Source organism: Streptococcus sanguinis (assembly GCF_008329445.1).
GTDB classification, from domain to species: Bacteria; Bacillota; Bacilli; order Lactobacillales; family Streptococcaceae; genus Streptococcus; species Streptococcus sanguinis_O.
In genome coordinates, this window is record NZ_VIBR01000001.1 from 179,698 (window position 1) to 195,689 (window position 15,992).

Annotated in this window: 19 protein-coding genes and 1 tRNA gene; 18 read left to right on the forward strand and 2 right to left on the reverse strand. The window is 44.1% G+C overall.

Going from position 1 to position 15,992, the window contains the following annotated elements:
• Window positions 1–125 precede the first annotated feature (125 nt).
• Together FKX92_RS00945 and gloA2 are read left to right on the forward strand one after the other, a co-directional pair.
• Window positions 126–2,426, forward strand: coding sequence for a DNA translocase FtsK (locus FKX92_RS00945; RefSeq protein WP_149565246.1), 2,301 nt, complete (start codon window positions 126–128; stop codon window positions 2,424–2,426).
• A 107-nt stretch (window positions 2,427–2,533) separates the two neighbouring features.
• A complete protein-coding gene (gloA2, locus tag FKX92_RS00950; RefSeq protein WP_049548047.1) occupies window positions 2,534–2,920 on the forward strand; it encodes an SMU1112c/YaeR family gloxylase I-like metalloprotein in 387 nt (128 codons plus the stop codon).
• Window positions 2,921–3,030: 110 nt separating this feature from the next.
• On the opposite strand, the gene FKX92_RS00955 is transcribed toward gloA2, so the two are convergent.
• Window positions 3,031–3,378, reverse strand: coding sequence for a DUF3397 family protein (locus FKX92_RS00955; RefSeq protein ID WP_049548048.1), 348 nt, complete (start codon window positions 3,376–3,378; stop codon window positions 3,031–3,033).
• Window positions 3,379–3,530: 152 nt separating this feature from the next.
• Between FKX92_RS00955 and rplK the strand changes: the two genes are divergently transcribed.
• The 10 genes from rplK to FKX92_RS01005 all read left to right on the forward strand — a co-directional run bounded on the left by rplK (window position 3,531) and on the right by FKX92_RS01005 (window position 11,087).
• A complete protein-coding gene (gene rplK / locus FKX92_RS00960) occupies window positions 3,531–3,956 on the forward strand; it encodes a 50S ribosomal protein L11 (protein ID WP_002894851.1) in 426 nt (141 codons plus the stop codon).
• Between the two features lie 101 nt (window positions 3,957–4,057).
• Window positions 4,058–4,747, forward strand: a complete 690-nt coding sequence (gene rplA / locus FKX92_RS00965) for a 50S ribosomal protein L1 (RefSeq protein WP_002894855.1) — start codon at window positions 4,058–4,060, stop codon at window positions 4,745–4,747.
• A gap of 131 nt (window positions 4,748–4,878) precedes the next feature.
• Window positions 4,879–6,330 (forward strand): APC family permease, encoded by a 1,452-nt coding sequence (locus tag FKX92_RS00970; RefSeq protein WP_149565247.1) that lies wholly within the window; start codon window positions 4,879–4,881, stop codon window positions 6,328–6,330.
• Window positions 6,331–6,519: 189 nt separating this feature from the next.
• Entirely contained in the window at window positions 6,520–7,245 is a 726-nt protein-coding gene (pyrH, locus tag FKX92_RS00975) for a UMP kinase (protein WP_049548050.1), read from the forward strand.
• Between the two features lie 19 nt (window positions 7,246–7,264).
• Complete coding sequence (gene frr / locus FKX92_RS00980; RefSeq protein WP_002894858.1) at window positions 7,265–7,822, forward strand: ribosome recycling factor; 558 nt, start codon at window positions 7,265–7,267, stop codon at window positions 7,820–7,822.
• A 104-nt stretch (window positions 7,823–7,926) separates the two neighbouring features.
• On the forward strand, window positions 7,927–8,781 hold the full coding sequence (gene cvfB, locus FKX92_RS00985; RefSeq protein ID WP_149565248.1) for an RNA-binding virulence regulatory protein CvfB: 855 nt from the start codon (window positions 7,927–7,929) through the stop codon (window positions 8,779–8,781).
• 68 nt (window positions 8,782–8,849) lie between these two features.
• Window positions 8,850–9,065 (forward strand): YozE family protein, encoded by a 216-nt coding sequence (locus FKX92_RS00990; RefSeq protein WP_002894860.1) that lies wholly within the window; start codon window positions 8,850–8,852, stop codon window positions 9,063–9,065.
• Between the two features lie 90 nt (window positions 9,066–9,155).
• Window positions 9,156–10,154, forward strand: a complete 999-nt coding sequence (locus FKX92_RS00995; protein ID WP_149565249.1) for a PhoH family protein — start codon at window positions 9,156–9,158, stop codon at window positions 10,152–10,154.
• 98 nt (window positions 10,155–10,252) lie between these two features.
• The gene (locus FKX92_RS01000; RefSeq protein WP_149565250.1) at window positions 10,253–10,537 is read left to right on the forward strand and encodes a hypothetical protein; all 285 of its coding nucleotides are present in this window, start codon (window positions 10,253–10,255) and stop codon (window positions 10,535–10,537) included.
• Window positions 10,530–11,087, forward strand: coding sequence for a DUF6036 family nucleotidyltransferase (locus FKX92_RS01005; RefSeq protein ID WP_149565251.1), 558 nt, complete (start codon window positions 10,530–10,532; stop codon window positions 11,085–11,087). Before FKX92_RS01000 ends, FKX92_RS01005 begins: the two co-directional genes overlap by 8 nt.
• Before the next feature lie 94 nt (window positions 11,088–11,181).
• Here the strand turns inward: FKX92_RS01005 and ald are convergent, their stop codons facing one another.
• Window positions 11,182–12,294, reverse strand: coding sequence for an alanine dehydrogenase (gene ald / locus FKX92_RS01010; protein ID WP_149565252.1), 1,113 nt, complete (start codon window positions 12,292–12,294; stop codon window positions 11,182–11,184).
• 130 nt (window positions 12,295–12,424) lie between these two features.
• On the opposite strand from ald, the gene FKX92_RS01015 reads away from it, so the two are divergent.
• The 6 genes from FKX92_RS01015 (at window position 12,425) to FKX92_RS01040 (ending at window position 15,991) form a co-directional block, all read left to right on the forward strand.
• On the forward strand, window positions 12,425–12,994 hold the full coding sequence (locus tag FKX92_RS01015) for a GNAT family N-acetyltransferase (RefSeq protein WP_149565253.1): 570 nt from the start codon (window positions 12,425–12,427) through the stop codon (window positions 12,992–12,994).
• 48 nt (window positions 12,995–13,042) lie between these two features.
• Window positions 13,043–13,115 (forward strand) — tRNA-Thr (locus tag FKX92_RS01020).
• A 224-nt stretch (window positions 13,116–13,339) separates the two neighbouring features.
• A complete protein-coding gene (gene ybeY / locus FKX92_RS01025) occupies window positions 13,340–13,837 on the forward strand; it encodes an rRNA maturation RNase YbeY (RefSeq protein ID WP_149565254.1) in 498 nt (165 codons plus the stop codon).
• The gene (locus tag FKX92_RS01030) at window positions 13,818–14,216 is read left to right on the forward strand and encodes a diacylglycerol kinase family protein (protein WP_149565255.1); all 399 of its coding nucleotides are present in this window, start codon (window positions 13,818–13,820) and stop codon (window positions 14,214–14,216) included. Before ybeY ends, FKX92_RS01030 begins: the two co-directional genes overlap by 20 nt.
• Window positions 14,217–14,282: 66 nt before the next feature.
• Window positions 14,283–15,182: a GTPase Era gene (era, locus tag FKX92_RS01035; RefSeq protein WP_002894867.1), complete on the forward strand. Its 900-nt coding sequence runs from the start codon at window positions 14,283–14,285 to the stop codon at window positions 15,180–15,182.
• A 26-nt stretch (window positions 15,183–15,208) separates the two neighbouring features.
• Complete coding sequence (locus FKX92_RS01040) at window positions 15,209–15,991, forward strand: alpha/beta fold hydrolase (RefSeq protein ID WP_149565256.1); 783 nt, start codon at window positions 15,209–15,211, stop codon at window positions 15,989–15,991.
• The last annotated feature ends 1 nt before the right edge of the window (window position 15,992 follow it).

The following is a 15,992-nucleotide window of genomic DNA, read 5'->3' on the forward strand; positions in this document are numbered from 1 at the left end:
ATTTTGTGATAGTGAAATGAGAACTGGCTAGCCCAGTTCTTTTTGCGTGGATAAATAAGTTTTTTTGTTTCTGATCTAGATAAAAGATTTCTCATCTAAGGCTCAAATATGGTATAATAAGGGTTATGGCAACTAAGAAAAACACGAAAAAAGGCCGGACAACTCGTCGGCCGACAAAAGCAGAATTAGAAAGACAAAAAGCAATAAAGAGAATGATTGCCACCTTTGTGTTGGCTCTTATTCTTTTGTTTGCAGCTATAAAGCTGGGCGCCTTTGGGGTTACCATTTATAATATGATTCGCCTCTTGGTGGGAAGCTTGGCCTATCTGGCTATTCTGGCCAGCTTTGGCTATCTCTTTTTTTTCAAGTGGCTGCACAAGCACGAAGGGACGGTTTCAGGATTTATCAGCCTCTTTTTGGGACTGGAGTTAATTTTCCAAGCTTATTTCGTCAGCGTGTTAAAGCTAGAAGGAGCATCTGTCTTATCCACAACTCTAGGCAGAGTTTTGACTGATCTGACAGCCTTTAAGGTCACCTCCTTCGCGGGTGGCGGCCTGCTGGGCTCTCTCCTTTATGCGCCTATCTCTTTCCTTTTTTCAAATATTGGTTCTTATTTCTTCGGTCTGCTGCTCATTCTTTTGGGCGGTCTGCTTATGAGCCCGTGGTCTATCTATGACATTTCAGAAAAGGCTATGGCAGCCTTTCAAAATTGGAGAGAGAAGCAGGAAGAAAAGCGGCAGCTCCGTTTCCTGGAGCAGGAAGAAAAAGCGGCACAGGCAGCTATGCAAGCTATTGAAGTAGAGCAAGAAGAAGCCGAAGTTGATCCTGAAACAGGAGAGATTTTAGATGATGAGGACTTGTCAGATACAGCTGTGGACTTTGACGAAGCAGACTATGAGGAAGTGGGAGAGTATGACCCTCATGAGCCTCTGGACTTTGGTCGCGAAGAAGAGACGGACGAGACAGATGTAGACGTTGAAGTGGACTTTACTGCCAAGGAAAGTCTGGACTACAAGCTGCCGACCATCAACCTCTTTGCGCCCGACAAGCCTAAGAATCAGTCCAAAGAAAAGCGCATTGTTCGAGATAATATCAAAATTTTGGAAGAGACCTTTGCTAGCTTTGGGATAAAGGCTGCTGTTGAGAGGGCTGAAATCGGACCTTCCGTCACTAAGTACGAGGTCAAGCCAGCTGTTGGTGTTCGGGTCAATCGGATTTCCAATCTGGCAGATGATTTGGCTCTAGCCTTAGCTGCCAAGGATGTGCGGATTGAAGCGCCGATTCCTGGGAAATCTCTTGTCGGAATTGAAGTGCCCAATTCTGAAGTTGCGACCGTGACTTTCCGAGAACTCTGGGAGCAGTCTAAGACGGATGCCAGCAAGCTCCTAGAAATCCCACTTGGGAAGGCTGTCAACGGCTCTGTCCGCTCCTTTGACTTGGCTAAGATGCCCCATCTCTTGGTGGCTGGCTCTACTGGCTCTGGTAAATCTGTGGCTGTCAACGGTATTATCGCCAGCATTCTCATGAAAGCCAGACCGGATGAAGTCAAGTTTATGATGGTGGATCCTAAGATGGTGGAGTTGTCCGTTTATAATGACATTCCCCACTTGCTTATCCCAGTCGTAACCAATCCACGTAAAGCTAGCCGTGCACTCCAGAAGGTTGTAGACGAGATGGAAAACCGCTATGAACTCTTCTCCAAGGTCGGTGCCCGTAACATTTCTGGCTATAATGCTAAAGTAGCCGAGTACAATGCCCAATCAGAATACAAGCAGGTGCCCCTACCTTTAATCGTCGTCATCGTGGATGAGCTGGCTGACCTTATGATGGTGGCCAGCAAGGAAGTGGAAGATGCCATTATCCGGTTGGGACAAAAAGCGCGTGCAGCTGGGATTCATATGATTCTGGCTACCCAGCGGCCATCTGTAGATGTAATCTCGGGGCTGATTAAGGCCAATGTGCCCTCTCGGATTGCCTTTGCTGTATCCAGTGGGACAGACAGTCGGACCATTCTGGATGAAAATGGAGCAGAAAAGCTCTTGGGGCGTGGGGATATGCTCTTTAAGCCTATTGATGAAAACCATCCGGTTCGTTTGCAGGGCTCCTTTATCTCAGATGAAGATGTGGAGCGAATCGTAGCCTTTGTCAAGAACCAAGCTGAAGCTGATTATGATGATAGCTTTGATCCTGGTGAAGTATCTGAAAGTGATTTGGATACTGGTGGGGGCGATGATGAAGGCGATCCTCTCTTTGAAGAAGCCAAGGCCTTGGTTATCGAGACTCAGAAAGCCAGCGCATCTATGATTCAGCGGCGACTCTCGGTCGGCTTTAACCGGGCTACTCGTCTCATGGAAGAGCTTGAAGCGGCAGGCGTTATCGGACCAGCAGAAGGAACCAAGCCGAGAAAAGTTTTGCAGACGAATTGATCCTAATTTCACTAGTCTGCTAGCAAGATAATCATTTGATAAAAACAAATCTGCCAGCAGTCAGCCGGCAGATTTTCTCTACTTACTCAACGGAAAGGAAAGAAGTTATGAAACTGGACACTATTCACCATATAGCCATCATTGGCCATGATTATGCTAAGACTAGGGAGTTTTATGTGGACAAGCTGGGCTTTGAGCAGCTGGATGAGCACCATCGGCCGGACAAGCAGGATATTCTCTTTAATGTTCGCAAGGGAAATCTGACTCTGGAAATTTTTATCAAGGAAGAAGCTCCTAAGCGGCCAGCCTTGCCTGCTCCAGAGCATACAGGTCTGCGGCACCTGGCCTTCCGAGTGACAAATGTCGAAGAAACGCTAGCGGAATTTGACCGTTTAAAGATTCCTCATACCGAGCTGCGCTATGACGACTTCGACGGCCGTAAGATGGCTTTCTTCTTTGATCCGGATGGCCTGCCTCTGGAGATTCACGAATAAGACTAGGAGCATCGGAAAGTCATTTTTCTCGGTAAAAGAATGACTTGTAAGTCCCGCATATGAAAAAACCATCGGCTATCTAATTAACCGATGGGTTTTGTTTTACATTGTTACAAAAAGAGTCCGATGACCATGGCTAGGTACATGAAGAAGGTCAGAAGAAAACCTGCTCGCCAGAAGAACTTAAAGAACTTAGGGTAGTAGAAGCTCCGTTTTTTCTTAAGAAAATAGATGGTGATGGAGATAGCGAGAACTGAGAGAGCTAGAGTCAGTTGGGGCAGCAAGCTATGATAGTAGGCCTTGTCTGAAATAATATAAAATTCCACAACAAAAAGCGGAAAAGCCAAATCCGCAAAGTTTAAACTGTATTTTCTTAATTGAAAAACTCGCACTGTAATAGTGGTTAAAATCAAAGTTAAAAAGATAAATAAAATCGAAGCAATCTTTAATAGTGTCATAAGATTATTTTACCACAAAAAATTCAAAAAAGAAGATAAAATTCCTTGCATTTAACAAAGTTTAGTGTATAATAGAAAGGTATGCAAAAAGCATACTTGTGGGAGGTAAAAATCTTTATTTACCGCCAAAACCACAAAGGAGGATTTTAAAAATGGCTAAAAAAGTCGAAAAACTTGTAAAATTGCAAATCCCTGCTGGTAAAGCTACTCCAGCTCCACCAGTTGGTCCTGCGCTTGGTCAAGCCGGTATCAACATCATGGGATTCACTAAGGAGTTCAACGCTCGTACAGCTGATCAAGCTGGTATGATTATTCCAGTTGTTATCTCAGTATACGAAGACAAATCATTCACTTTCGTGACTAAGACTCCGCCAGCTGCTGTTCTTTTGAAGAAAGCTGCAGGCGTTGAAAAAGGTTCTGGTGAGCCAAACAAAACGAAAGTTGCAACAGTTACTCGTGCGCAAGTACAAGAAATTGCTGAAACTAAGATGCCAGATTTGAACGCTGCAAACATCGAGTCTGCAATGCGTATGATTGAAGGTACTGCTCGTTCTATGGGATTCACTGTTGTTGACTAATCAATAACGCTCATCCCATTTGCCCGCACTACACTTGATCAGATTGACGAGTGACGTGGGAGATGAAAATCGATTGAACCACTTACAAGGAGAAAGATAAAATGGCTAAAAAAAGCAAACAACTTCGTGCTGCTCTTGAAAAAATCGACAGCACAAAAGCATACAGCGTAGAAGAAGCTGTAGCACTTGCAAAAGAAACTAACTTTGCAAAATTCGATGCAACTGTAGAAGTTGCTTACAACTTGAACATCGACGTTAAAAAAGCTGACCAACAAATCCGTGGCGCAATGGTATTGCCAAACGGAACTGGTAAAACTTCACGCGTTCTTGTTTTCGCACGTGGAGCAAAAGCAGAAGAAGCGAAAGCTGCTGGTGCAGACTTCGTTGGTGAAGATGACCTCGTTGCAAAAATCAACGACGGTTGGTTGGACTTTGACGTAGTAATCGCTACACCTGATATGATGGCACTTGTAGGTCGCCTTGGACGTGTCCTTGGACCTCGTAACTTGATGCCAAACCCTAAGACTGGTACTGTAACAATGGACGTTGCAAAAGCAGTTGAAGAGTCTAAAGGTGGTAAGATTACTTACCGTGCAGACCGTGCAGGTAACGTACAAGCTATCATTGGTAAAGTTTCATTTGAAGCTGACAAGTTGGTTGAAAACTTCAAAGCTTTCAACGACACAATCCAAAAAGCGAAACCAGCTACTGCTAAAGGTACTTACGTAACCAACCTGACTATCACTACTACACAAGGTGTTGGTATCAAGGTTGATGTAAACTCACTTTAAGAATTTATATTGAACTGCCTTCGGGCGGTTCTTTTTTTTGAAATAAAAACACTGATAGCGATTACAAACTCATAGAAACATGTTATAATAATATCGAATCAATTTATTTTATAATAAAAGGAGACGGTGTCATGAAAAAAGATCAGAACCAGCTAACTTGGCTGATGGTATCTCTGATTGCTTTTAATATGGTCTGGGGTCTGGGCAATGTAGTTAATAACTACTCCCAGCAGGGTATTTCGGTAATTGTTTCTTGGATTCTTATCCTGGCTATTTACTTTATTCCCTATGCTCTCATCGTGGGGCAGCTAGGCTCGACTTTTAAGGAGAGCGGAGGCGGTGTCAGTGACTGGGTGGAGAAGACCTCTACCAAGCGGCTGGCGTATTTTGCGGCCTGGACTTACTGGGTGGTGCATATTCCCTATCTGGCTCAGAAGCCGCAGGGAGTTTTGATTCCGTTGGGCTGGGCTATTCAGGGGAATGGTGACTTTTTGAGCAGTCTTGATATTCATTGGATTGTTATTCTTAGTTTGCTGATTTTTGGTGCCTTTCTCTATTTGTCCACCAAGGGGCTGTCCACGCTCAAGGTGATTGGGGGCTTGGCAGGAAGTGCCATGCTGATTATGTCTTTCCTCTTTGTCCTCTTAGCAGTCGGGGCACCTTTTATCAAACCTGACATGCAGTTTGCGACGGCTAATATGGATAAGCTTAGCACTTACATTCCCAACTTTGACTTCTCTTATTTCACGACTATCTCCCTCTTAGTCTTTGCGGTCGGCGGGGCTGAGAAAATATCTCCTTACGTTAACCAAACACGCAATCCAGCCAAGGAATTTCCAAAGGGGATGATTGTCATGGCTGTCATGGTTGGTGCATCTGCTATCCTAGGCTCTATAGCTATGGGCATGCTTTTTGATGGCAGCAATATTCCTGAAGACCTGATGCGAAACGGTGCTTACCAAGCCTTCCAAATGCTGGGCAACTACTGGGGTGTAGGCAATGTACTAGTAGTCATCTATGCCCTGACCAATATGGTTGGACAGATTGCTGCACTAGCTTTCTCTATTGATGCGCCTCTGCAAATCATGCTCAACAATGCCAATGAAGAGTTTGTCCCAAGCTGGCTGCGCAAGCGGACATCAAAAGGAGTCCTCATTAACGGTTACATTCTGACTGGGATTTTGGTTAGCTTACTAATTATTCTGCCTATCTTTGGAATCAAAGAAATTGACGGCCTGGTCAAATGGATGACCAATCTCAATTCTATCGTTATGCCCATGCGTTATCTCTGGGTGTTCCTGGCCTATATGTTATTAAACAAAGCTTGGAAAAAGTACAAAGATGCTGAGTACAAGTTTACCAAAAATCCAAAAGTTGGCTTTGCCATCGGAGCTTGGTGCTTCCTCTTTACAGCCTTTGCCTGTATTTTAGGGATGGTTCCGAAAGTGGACTTTGCCAAAGACCCAGCTGGCTGGCAATTCTCTCTCTTGACAAATATCCTGACGCCAATCGTCCTAATCAGTCTGGGTGTCATCCTGCCGCTCTTAGCTAAACGAGAAAAGAAACAGTCGCTCAAGCAGTGAGTGGATCTTGTAAAAGATGATTGAAGTATGCATTCCCAGTCCTATCTGATGATGGGGCTGGTTTTTCTGTGAAATGAGCTAGTCTGCTTTGCTATTTTACAAAAAGGAAAAAGAAAAATTTCAGTGATTTAACTATATAAAAATCACAAAATGTGGTAAAATAGTACAGATAAAATAAGGAGTAAAAAAATGGTAGAACCTAAGTATAAGCGTATTTTGATTAAGTTGTCAGGTGAAGCTCTTGCCGGTGAAAAAGGCGTTGGTATTGATATTCAAACCGTTCAGAAGATGGCGGAAGAAATTAAAGAAGTTCACGATTTGGAAGTTCAGATTGCTCTGGTTATCGGAGGTGGAAACCTTTGGCGGGGTGAGCCGGCAGCAGAAGCGGGCATGGACCGCGTGCAGGCCGACTATACTGGTATGTTGGGCACTGTCATGAATGCGCTGGTAATGGCGGATTCGCTCCAGCAGGTAGGTGTAGATACGCGCGTGCAGACAGCGATTGCTATGCAGCAGGTAGCTGAGCCTTACATCCGAGGTCGGGCTCTTCGTCATCTGGAAAAAGGCCGTATCGTGATTTTCGGTGCAGGTATTGGTTCTCCTTATTTTTCAACCGATACAACCGCTGCCTTGCGCTCAGCAGAGATTGAAGCAGATGCGATTCTCATGGCTAAAAATGGCGTGGATGGTGTTTACAATGCCGATCCTAAGAAAGACAAGACCGCAGTTAAGTTTGATGAACTGACCCACCGGGATGTCATCAGCAAGGGGCTGCGGATTATGGACTCAACGGCTTCGACCCTGTCTATGGACAATGACATTGACTTGGTTGTCTTTAACATGAATGAGCCAGGCAACATCAAACGCGTTGTTATCGGTGAGCAAATCGGAACAACAGTATCAAATAATTTATAAGAACGGAGATTAGAAACTCATGGCAAATGCAATTGTAGAAAAAGCAAAAGAAAGAATGACCCACTCGCACCAAAGTTTGGCTCGTGAATTTGGCAGCATCCGTGCAGGCCGCGCCAATGCCAGCCTTTTGGATCGCATCCATGTGGAGTACTATGGAGTAGAAACTCCGCTCAACCAAATCGCTTCGATTACGATTCCGGAAGCGCGTGTTCTTTTGGTAACACCTTTTGACAAGTCTTCTATCAAGGATATTGAGCGTGCGCTTAATGCTTCTGACCTCGGAATTACGCCAGCCAGCGATGGCTCTGTGATTCGTCTGGTCATTCCAGCTCTGACAGAGGAAACTCGCCGTGATTTGGCTAAAGAAGTGAAAAAGGTCGGTGAAAATGCTAAAGTTGCTATCCGCAACATCCGTCGCGATGCTATGGATGAAGCTAAGAAGCAGGAAAAAGCTAAAGAAATCACTGAAGATGAATTGAAGACTTTGGAAAAGGATATTCAAAAAGTAACGGACGATGCTGTCAAACATATCGATGAGATGACAGCCAATAAAGAAAAAGAACTTTTAGAAGTTTAACATTTTTATCAGAATCAAAACTCAGTTGGCTTTGGCTGACTGAGTTGTTTTAACATCAAAAATCCTTGCCCGGTTTGAAGAAGCAAGGTAGAAAATAGGTCTATATGAATACAAATCTTGCCAGCTTCATCGTGGGTATCATCACAGATGAAAATGATCGCTTTTACTTTGTTCAAAAGGACGGTCAGGTTTACGCTCTTTCTAAGGAAGAGGGGGCGCATGAGCTGGGTCAGTCTGTCAAAGGCTTTGCCTACAGCGATATGAAGCAGAAGCTTCGCTTGACAACTCTTGAAGTTACAGCGACCCAAGACCAGTTTGGTTGGGGAACAGTAACGGAGGTTCGCAAGGATCTAGGTGTCTTTGTCGATACCGGTCTGCCTGATAAGCAAATCGTCGTGTCACTTGACATCTTGCCAGAAATCAAGGAACTCTGGCCTAAGAAAGGCGACCGCCTCTATATCCGTCTGGATGTGGACAAGAAAGACCGCATCTGGGGACAATTGGCCTATCAAGAGGATTTCCAGCGTCTGTCTCGTCCTGCCTACAATAACATGCAGAACCAAAACTGGCCAGCCATTGTTTATCGGCTCAAGCTTTCTGGCACCTTTGTCTACCTGCCGGAGAACAATATGCTGGGCTTTATTCATCCGAGTGAGCGTTATGCAGAGCCACGTCTAGGGCAAGTCTTGGACGCACGGGTAATTGGCTTCCGTGAAGTAGACCGCACCCTTAACCTCTCCCTCAAGCCACGTTCATTTGAAATGTTGGAAAACGATGCCCAGATGATTCTTACCTATCTAGAGAGCAATGGCGGCTTTATGACCTTGAACGACAAGTCTTCACCAGACGATATCAAGGCGACCTTTGGCATTTCCAAAGGCCAGTTTAAAAAAGCTCTGGGTGGGCTGATGAAAGCTGGTAAAATCAAGCAGGACCCGACCGGAACAGAGTTGGTGTAAGGATAAAGAGTTGTGTATCTAGAGCTTATGCTTATAGAAATACGATTTTAAAGAAATGAAAGGAACCTATGAGAAAATCTTTTTACAGCTGGCTGATGACAGAGCGCAATCCTAAGAGCAAGGAGCCCAAGGCTATTTTGGCGGATTTGGCTTTTCAGGATACAGCCTTTCCCAAGCATACGGATGATTTTGATGAGGTCAGTCGTTTTCTGGAGGAGCATGCAAATTTTTCCTTTAACCTGGGCGAGTTCGATGCTATTTGGGAAGAGTATCAGGCCCATTAAGTGGATAGTGGCTAGGGATAGTCATTTTCTGCTTGCTTTGATATAATAAAGATAATTCATTCAAAAAAATAAAATAGAGAGGTTCTTTGTTTGCAGGAACATTCAGTAGAATTGAAACTGGGCCATCCAGATGATGCCTTTCATCTCTTTGGTTCTAATGAACGCCATCTGCGCCTAATGGAGCAGGAATTGAAGGTAACCATTCATGCCCGAACCGAGATTGTGCAGATTTTGGGTACGGAGGCTGCCTGCGAGGAGACTCGACAGGTCATTCAGGCTCTGTTGGTTTTGGTCAATCGTGGCATGACCATCGGTACTCCCGATGTTGTGACAGCCATTACCATGGTCAAAAATGATGAAATTGATAAGTTTGTGGCTCTTTACGAAGAAGAGATTATCAAGGACAGTTATGGCAAGCCAATTCGGGTCAAGACACTTGGTCAAAAAATCTATGTGGACAGCGTTAAAAATCATGATATTGTCTTTGGTATCGGGCCAGCCGGAACAGGGAAGACATTTCTGGCGGTGACCTTGGCCGTGACTGCTCTTAAGCGTGGTCAGGTCAAGCGAATTATTCTGACACGGCCAGCGGTTGAAGCTGGTGAGAGTTTGGGCTTTCTGCCTGGTGACCTTAAGGAAAAGGTTGATCCATATCTGCGTCCGGTCTATGATGCCTTGTATCAGATTTTAGGTAAGGACCAGACGACGCGCCTTATGGAGCGAGAAATCATTGAGATTGCACCCTTAGCCTATATGCGGGGGCGGACGCTGGATGATGCCTTTGTGATTCTGGACGAGGCACAGAATACCACCATCATGCAGATGAAGATGTTTCTGACACGCCTTGGTTTTCAGTCCAAGATGATTGTCAATGGAGACATCAGCCAGATTGATCTGCCTCGCAATGTTAAATCAGGACTCATTGACGCTCAGGAGAAATTGAAGAACATCTCCCAGATCGACTTTGTGCATTTCTCAGCTAAGGATGTCGTTCGTCATCCAGTGGTGGCGGAGATTATCCGAGCTTATGAACCAACTCCTGTTAAAGAGCCTACAACTGAGCCAGAAGAAATGGAATCTGAGAACTAGATATCAGTTTACATGAGCCTTGATATAGAATTTTTAAGATTTATAAAATGAATAAAAATGATTATTTAGAAAGATAAAATTTTAAAAAGGGGTAGAAGATGGATTGGTATGATTATATGATTAATGCTTCTAGGCAATCAAGGTTTAACGCCAGTCATTGGTTTCGTTACCTTAGAAAGGTTATTTTTGAAGATAGTTCTTATTTGACTGACAAAGATGTGGAACGTTTGTTGGCTTCAAAAGAGTTGACAGATTTTCAAAAGGTTAGTCTGAAATATGCTCTACAAGAACACACTCCAACGCATGAGTATGTAGTTTCTTTAAACAAACCTGCTAAGTTAACAAATGTTCAAGAGCTGATGGAGAGATATAAGCATGGATAAAATGAAACCAGTTTTTGAAGCCTTAAATCAAGAATTGGCTCAAGCCAACCTTACTTTGACTATTATCTGTGTTGGGGGCTATGTCTTGGAACATCATGGCTTGCGAGCAACGCAAGATGTAGATGCTTTTTACCAAGAAAACCAAAAAATCAATGAGATTATTGCGAGAGTAGGACAACGATTTAACCTCAATACTCATGAAGAACTTTGGCTCAATAATAATGTAGCGAGCATGAACAAGCAACCTGCGGTTGACTTATGTGAGACCTTATATACTTTTAGTCATTTAACGGTTTTAATGGTTCCGATTGAATATGTTTTAGGGATGAAAATGATTAGCATTAGAGAGCAGGATTTGAAAGACATCGGAGCTATTATCAAATACAAAGATTTTCATTCCCCATTCAAGACCTTTGAGGATCTGAGGAAGTTAGGCTTTGATACGATTGATTTTTCTGTTCTTTTAGAAGGTTTTAGTCATGCCTATGGTATGGAATGGCTAGAGGAATTTTTCAAAAAAAATCAAGAAAAGCTAAAGAGGTATTACTAAAGAAAGCTTTGATTTTTATCTAATAACATACGAAAAGAGCAGATTTATTTCTGCTCTTTTTTGTGAGATTGATTTGAAAAGTCGAAATTTACAACTAAACGAGTTCGTCAATAGATGTGTAGTCTTTGTTAAGGCCTTCTGCAACTGGTTGACTGGTGATGTGACCTTGGTAGGTTGTGACACCTTGACGCAGTCCTTGGTCATCTGTAATGGCTTGTTTGAAGCCTTTTCCTGCCAAGGCTTCAATATAAGGAAGGGTGACATTTGTCAAGGCTATAGTAGAAGTACGGGCTACGGCACCTGGGATATTAGCAACTGCATAGTGAAGGACACCGTGTTTTTCATAGACAGGCTCGGTGTGAGTCGTCACGCGGTCGGCTGTTTCAATGACACCTCCTTGGTCAACGGCTACGTCTACAATGACTGAGCCTGGACGCATTTGCTTAACCATATCGTCTGTCACTAGTTTTGGAGCCTTCGCACCAGGGATGAGGACGGCACCGATCACGACATCTGCTTCTCGAACGCTAGCTTCGATATTGAACGGATTAGACATAAGGGTCTGGATTTGATGACCGAAGACATCTTCTAGGACAGACAGGCGCTTAGCGCTGATATCCAAAATAGTCACTTGAGCACCTAGTCCTAGAGCGATACGAGCGGCATGGGTCCCTACGACTCCGCCACCGATAATGGTAACTTTTCCTTTCGGAACACCCGGAACACCGCCAAGAAGTACGCCAGATCCACCTTCGCGCTTAGTCAGGAAGTGGGCTCCGATTTGGACAGCCATCCGTCCAGCTACCTCACTCATAGGTACCAAGAGTGGCAGTTGTCCATCTTGATCGCGAACGGTTTCGTAGGCCAGACCAGTTGTCTTGGCACTTGTCATAGCATCTGCTAGTTCAGGAGCGGCAGCCATGTGTAGGTAGGTAAAGAGCAAGAGGTCATCACGGAGGAAGCCATATTCAGCTGCCAGAGGTTCTTTGACCTTGACCACTAGCTCAGCTGCCCATGCTTCTGTAGCAGTAGGGACGATTTTTGCACCTTGCTTTTGGTAGTCTGCATCTGTAAAACCAGATCCCAGCCCAGCATTTGTCTCAATCAGAACTTCATGGCCTCTACCAACGAGGCTGTGAACACCAGCTGGTGTCAGAGCGACACGATTTTCATTGTTTTTGATTTCTTTTGGAATACCGATTAACATAAAAAATATGCTCCTTTTTTAAGATGTTTTTATTGTATATGAAAACGCTTCAAAAATCAAGAAAAAATCAGAGTGGTTTGCTTTCATTAGTGAATTGTGCTATTCTGTTAAGAAAAAATAGGAGGCTCTGATGGAAAATATCTATGTCAATCTGGCTCGTCATACCAGACTGGAAACTGAGCGGTTGATTCTGCGTCCGGTGACCTTGGAGGATGCCCCGGCGATGTTTGAGTATGCTTCGGATGAAGAAAATACTCGCTATACTTTTGAGACAAATAAAAGCCTGGAAGAAACACGCAACAATATCGCTCTCTTCTATCTGGCCAATCCTTTGGGGCGCTGGGGAATAGAAGTAAAGGAAAGCGGCAAATTCATCGGGACTATTGATCTGCATAAGATCAGGCTGGACTTGAAAACGGCGGCTATCGGCTATGTAATTAATAAAAAATATTGGAATCAGGGTTATACGACTGAGGCCAATCGCGCAGTCATCAAGCTTGCTTTTGAGAAAATCGGGATGAACAAACTTGTAGCGCTGCACGATGTGGACAATCCAGCTTCTGGCAGGGTTATGGTTAAGTCTGGTATGAAATATTCCCACGAAGAGCCTTACGCATCACTAGATAAGCATGAGAAAGGCCGCATTGTGACGCGTGTGCATTACTATCTGACTAGGGAAGATTATTTTGCAAAAAAATGAGAAAGGATATTGACAAGCACCTATCTACATGATATATTAGATAGGTACGCTGATTTAGCTCAGTTGGCAGAGCGCATCCATGGTAAGGATGAGGTCGCCGGTTCGATCCCGGCAATTAGCATCTTGTAGGACAAGGTTGGGGTTTCCCAGCCTTTTCTTTTTGCCAATGATAGCAGGTAGTGAAAGGTAAAGTTTCGGGAAGGAACATAATAAAAATAGCTGCATTTGTCTTTACAGTGAGAGGTTGACAAATCTGCTCTGCTATTTTCCAAAATCCTACCCTCGGCTCCCTAAAGTGAGTCAAAATATGGTATAATAAGGTAATACTAGCAAAGCGGGTAAGATATGTATATCGAAATAGTAGATGAAACGGGTCAGGTTTCGGAAGAGATTCTTAAACAGACTCAGGAAATTTTGGAGTTTGCGGCCCAGAAAACGGGCAAGGAAAATAAGGAAATGGCTGTGACTTTTGTCAGCAATGAGCGCAGTCATGAACTCAATTTGGAATATAGAGATACGGATCGGCCGACGGATGTGATTAGCTTGGAGTATAAGCCTGAGTTGGACATCGCTGTTGACGAAGAGGATTTGCTGGATCACCCTGAGCTAGCTGAGATGCTGGAAGATTTTGATGCCTATATCGGCGAGCTGTTCATTTCAGTGGACAAGGCGCATGAGCAGGCTGAAGAATACGGCCACAGCTTTGAGCGGGAGATGGGCTTTTTGGCAGTGCATGGTTTTCTGCATATCAACGGCTATGATCACTATACGCCGGAAGAAGAAGCAGAAATGTTTGGTTTACAGGAAGAAATTTTAACTGCTTATGGACTCACAAGGAAATAACAAACGCAAATGGAAAAATCGAGATGTGGTCTCGAGTTTGGAATTTGCTTTAACCGGTATTTTTACAGCCTTTAAAGAGGAGCGCAATCTGCGTAAGCATGTCCTTTCGGCTTTGGCAGTGATAGTTGCGGGACTGGTTTTTGACTTGTCCGCTATAGAATGGCTCTTTCTCTTTTTGAGTATTTTTCTGGTCATTGCCTTTGAGATTGTCAATTCTGCCATTGAAAATGTCGTGGATCTGGCCAGCGATTACCACTTTTCTATGCGGGCCAAGAATGCCAAGGATATGGCAGCGGGAGCTGTTCTGGTCGTGTCTGGCTTTTCTGTTGTGACGGGGCTGATTATTTTTGTTCCCAAGATTTGGGATTGGATTTTTTAAAGATTTGAAAATCGGGGGAGACTGCCGATTTTCTGCTGTTTCAATGGAAATAATAGAGGTAAAATAATGACTTTTAAATCAGGTTTTGTAGCGATTTTAGGACGTCCCAATGTTGGGAAATCAACCTTTTTGAATCATGTTATGGGGCAAAAGATTGCCATCATGAGCGATAAGGCTCAGACCACACGCAATAAAATTATGGGAATTTACACGACGGATAAGGAGCAGATTGTCTTTATCGATACGCCGGGAATCCATAAGCCTAAGACGGCTCTAGGTGATTTTATGGTGGAAGCAGCTTACAGCACCCTGCGTGAGGTGGATACCGTCCTCTTCATGGTGCCGGCTGATGAGCCGCGTGGCAAGGGCGATGACATGATTATCGAACGCCTGAAAGCGGCTAAGGTGCCAGTTATTTTGGTAGTTAATAAGATTGATAAAGTTCATCCGGATCAGCTTTTAGCGCAAATTGATGATTTCCGTCAGCAGATGGACTTCAAAGAAATCGTGCCGATTTCAGCCCTGCAGGGCAATAATGTTTCTCATCTTATTGACATCCTCAGTGAGAATTTGGAGGAAGGCTTCCAGTATTTCCCAGAAGATCAGATTACCGATCATCCGGAGCGCTTTCTGGTGTCAGAGATGATTCGGGAGAAAGTGTTGATGTTGACGCGGGAGGAAATTCCCCACTCAGTCGCAGTGGTTGTTGACAGCATGAAGCGAGACGAAGAGACGGACAAGGTCCATATCCGAGCGACTATCATGGTGGAGCGTGACAGCCAAAAAGGCATTATCATCGGTAAAGGCGGTTCCATGCTGAAGAAAATCGGATCCATGGCTCGGCGCGATATTGAGCTTATGCTGGGGGACAAGGTCTTCTTAGAAACCTGGGTCAAGGTTAAGAAAAACTGGCGGGACAAGAAGCTGGACTTGGCGGACTTTGGCTATAATAAGAAGGAGTATTGAGTTTTTCTAAGCTAGTAAGTGAGGTGATGGAAATGCCATCATTATTCATTGAAGAAAGAGGGCAGCAAAATCCAAAAAGTATTATCTTTTTGCATGCTTCGGGCTCTAGCAGTCAGATGTGGCGACACCATGTTGCTGCGCTTGAGCAAGATTTTCATTGCATTCTTGTGGATTTACCTGGTCACGGAGCCAGTCATAATATTGAGTGGACAAACTTTAATGATGTCGTGGAAATGATTGTGGCTGTCATTAAAAGCAAAGCACATGGCAAGACGCACTTGGTTGGGCTTTCATTAGGCGGTTCACTCATTCTTAAGTTGTTGGAAAAACATTCTAGCCTTATAGATAGAGTCATTGTGGATGGGGCAAGCTCTCAGCCAATTAAGGGCTATCGCAAGATTATTGCCATTGTCTATCTAATCTCTTTCTTGAAAAATACTAAATTTGTAGCCAATTTCCTGACAAAGATGATGCAAGAGGACGGAGCACCTGTCCAAGACGTTCAGCGCTTTGTTGCAGATTTCCAAAGAGCTGAACGGCGCTCGTTTCGACGTGCGATGTCACAGGCAAATCTGTTGAGACTTGACTTACAGTTTGATAATCCTGCTTTCTTTATCTCAGGTGGGAAAGAAGCCGAAACCATTCATGACTGGCACCGCAGGTTGGCACATAAAAATGCTAGGTCTGAATGCGCCTATTATTCTGGCAAAGGGCATGCTTGGCTTTTTAGTGATGTGGATACGCATATTCAGCTGCTGCGCTATTTCTTTCAAAATGCTGCCTTTCCAGAGAAATTGAAAGGATTTTGAT